Raw genomic sequence first — 3199 nt, 5'->3', positions numbered from 1 at the left:
TCCGGTGGTTACAGCTTTCTTCAGTTTGTCGAGGGAGATTTGCGCTGTTCCGACTTGACACAACAGAACGAGGCTGAGCAGGAAAATAAATTGTTTTTTCATAATAGATAATCGTGGTTTTAAAACATGCTGCGGAGTTGTTGCCACGCATACATGGTGAGTCTGATTAAAAAGTTACATGTTTATTGTTATTCAAAACAAATGCCGGAGTTTTCTCCAACGATGCGTAAAGATAAAATCGTTCGGCTATATCCTTTTCAATCCTGAAAAATCTTCACAGGTGATGTAATAAAAAACAGCAAACTGAATTTTCCTGCGAGTCAGGATTGCAAGAGTAAATATGGTGGGGTTCGGGTATAGAAAAATCTGCGAGCCCGCAAGAATACAAATACAGAGAAAGAGCTCCCCGCAGGCAACGCAGAATATCGTTAGTCAGTTATAACCATCTTCTTCTTTTCGGCAATGCGTCCGTTTACAAACAGCGCGTATATATATGTGCCCTTGGGAAGTTGATTGCCGTTGATGGTAATAGCTCCTATATTTTCAAGGTCGTTTAGCACCAGTACTTTTTCTTTGGAGATATTGTCGTACACAACGATCATGGCATCCGCTATATCCGTTGCCTGGTAGCGAATCGTTGTGGACTCTGTTCGTGAAAAAGGATTCGGACTGTTCTGCGCCAAACCGATTTTGCCTGCATACGGAAAAGTTTGTGTGCTGGCCACTTGCAACAGGTCGTTCCACTTCTGGCGATCTGAAAATTCCTGCGCACGCACACTATACGACATCATACCAAACAGGATCAATACATGGATGCTCTTCATACTAATTCAATTCGTCAAACAATAGTAGTAAGGCTATGCGACTCCTATTTTAAAAGTAGATGAAACGGGAAAATGATAGGACGTTCCGGGAGAGATCAGCGAGATGCCTGCGACCGATATTTCATTCCAGTGGCTGATGCGCTGCCGAAAGGTAATTGCATAGAGGTGGTTGCTGTAGCCTGTCGGATGCGTTCAGGTAAGCAATATAGGTTGACAGGATATCGCGCTTTAATTTCACTTCCAGTACTTTCAGTTTACTGGTGCTTGCCTGAAATTGTATAAACACACGCGGGTCACTTCCCTTCAGTGTACTCAACGTACCGGCCAGACTGCTGTGTTGCCACTCATCTATCCGTTGGTGTAGTCCGGTATATTGCGCAAGCATCGCATATAGCTTGTCTGCCAGTCGATCGCGTGTAGTTGCGGTTTGATGCTGCGTTTCTTTCAGCTCATATTCGGCTTCGATCATTTCGAGTTTCCGTTTGGTCATACTGCCTTTGTTTGGATTGGTAATGGGCAGTGTAACTCCGAGAGAAATATTTACCGGGTTGTTTTGTTTCTCTGCGTTTTGTTTATCGAACTCGGTTTGTACAAAACCAATGTTGATGTTCGACTTCACTAATTTATACTCGCTGGCTGCGAGCTTTACTTTCTGCTGGCGGTATATCAGCAACGTGGCGGTATGTACGATCAGTTGTAGGCTATCGAGTTGCCGTTCTATTTGGTCCGGTGTAATGATGGATTCGTATACCCAGTGTAATTCTTTGCCGGTTGCTGCCGGGTATATTTCATTAACTGATTGCCGGTGATCGAGTATATCCAGTGATAACTCTTCCAATAAAACTGTTTTCTCCAATAGTAATAATTGCAGGTCGGTATATTCATCAGCATCAAAATACCGGCTGGCTGATTGTTTCTCTAAAATAGCAAGCTGCGTTTGTACAAGGTCATGCTGCTCTTGTTGCAGCTTCTTCAGTTCGTACAGGTATAAATACGTGATGATGTTGCTATAGCGCTGGTGTAAAGCTTCCTTCAACGCAAGCTCTTTTTCTAAGGAAAGCGATGTTTGATAATGACGAAAGTATTGATTGGTATTATGCAACTCCCACGGGTTAGCAGGACTGATGCGCACGCCATATCGCTGCTGATCGGTGGACAGTTCTTTATCCTTCATCCGAAATTCAACTTTCTGAATAGGCGATAGTGTATAGGGCTTCTCCTGCAGGTAACTTAATTGGTTGCTATAACTTTGCTGTATATTATCCTGCCGTGTTGACAACAGGAACTCTGATATAGTTACCTGTGCCAATAGTGTTGTACTATAGGTGAACAGCAAAGATATACCGGTAAATGGCGCAATGAATCTTTTCATATTTACCGGATCAATACTTTTTCACCGGCGGCAAAATCATTTACAGCATCGATCTCAATAAATACTTCGCGACCAAATGCTTTTACTGCGGTGGACTTCTGTAAAATTTCAGGCAACTCTACTACGGAGCCATAACCAATGATGTGCCCGGCAGAGAATAGATCAGGATGATCGTATGAGGATACTGTTACCGGTGTACCAATGTGTTGCCCGTTCTTGCGACCTGTTAAATAGCTGATTACCGTAGATGGATGCGCAGGATTTACCGAGAGGAGCGGTGTATAGGCATTTACCTGTTCGCCTTCCTTCATGAATACCGTTTCTACTACGCCATCAGCTGCTGCATAGCGGGTAAGGTTTTTCTGTTCCGCCAGAAGTAACGCCAGTTCCTGTTCGAGTACATGCACCTGGTTTTCCAGTGAGCGTTGTGTTGCCATCTGGTTGAGCTGTACGTTTTGCAATTGCTGCTCGGCTGCTTTCCTGTGATTATTGCGTTGTAGTTTCAGCGCCTGTATCTTTTCTGCAACGGGCCGGGTATGCGCAGAGTCGAGTGCTCCGGTATATTCATTTGCCAGTTGCTGGTTGAGCGAGAGCTCGCTTTGTGTTTCAGTGATGTCTGCATCCACTTCGCCTACAGCAATATCGCGCTGCGCCCGGATATAGGCTATATCGGCCGAAGCAAGCGTTTCTTTCTCCTGGTATTCGGAGCGTAGAATGCTGATGCGCCCGGAGAGTTTTTTGATCTCCATTTCAAGCTCATCACTCACCAGCGTTACCAGTATATCTCCGGCTTTTACTTCCTGCCCGGGTACCACTGCTATACTTTTTACCTGCGCGGCACGCTCGATGCTGATCTTATACCCCCGTGAGTAAGCAATGCCTACCGAAGCGTGACCCGATCCTTTGAAATATATTGCAGTAATAAACAGCAACGCTGTGAACATGGCTGCCGTGAGTATATAAAACCAGTTAATCTTCATGGTTAGCATTTAGTTGTGTCGTT

At 44.6% G+C, this 3199-nt stretch carries 3 protein-coding genes; all 3 read right to left on the bottom strand.

The window, feature by feature from the left end; translation table 11 throughout:
• Positions 1–428: 428 nt before the first annotated feature.
• Positions 429–824, bottom strand: a complete 396-nt coding sequence (locus VIN08_RS05515; RefSeq protein ID WP_331961428.1) for a T9SS type A sorting domain-containing protein — start codon at positions 822–824, stop codon at positions 429–431.
• A gap of 121 nt (positions 825–945) precedes the next feature.
• Positions 946–2196, bottom strand: a complete 1251-nt coding sequence (locus VIN08_RS05510) for a hypothetical protein (RefSeq protein WP_331961425.1) — start codon at positions 2194–2196, stop codon at positions 946–948.
• A 2-nt stretch (positions 2197–2198) separates the two neighbouring features.
• On the bottom strand, positions 2199–3176 hold the full coding sequence (locus VIN08_RS05505) for a biotin/lipoyl-binding protein (RefSeq protein ID WP_331961422.1): 978 nt from the start codon (positions 3174–3176) through the stop codon (positions 2199–2201).
• Positions 3177–3199 lie beyond the last annotated feature (23 nt).

The organism is Ohtaekwangia sp., from assembly GCF_036568665.1.
Classification (GTDB): domain Bacteria; phylum Bacteroidota; class Bacteroidia; order Cytophagales; family Cyclobacteriaceae; genus Ohtaekwangia.
The sequence above is the reverse complement of the archived record's forward strand: the minus strand, read 5'-3'. Positions and strand labels throughout refer to the sequence as shown.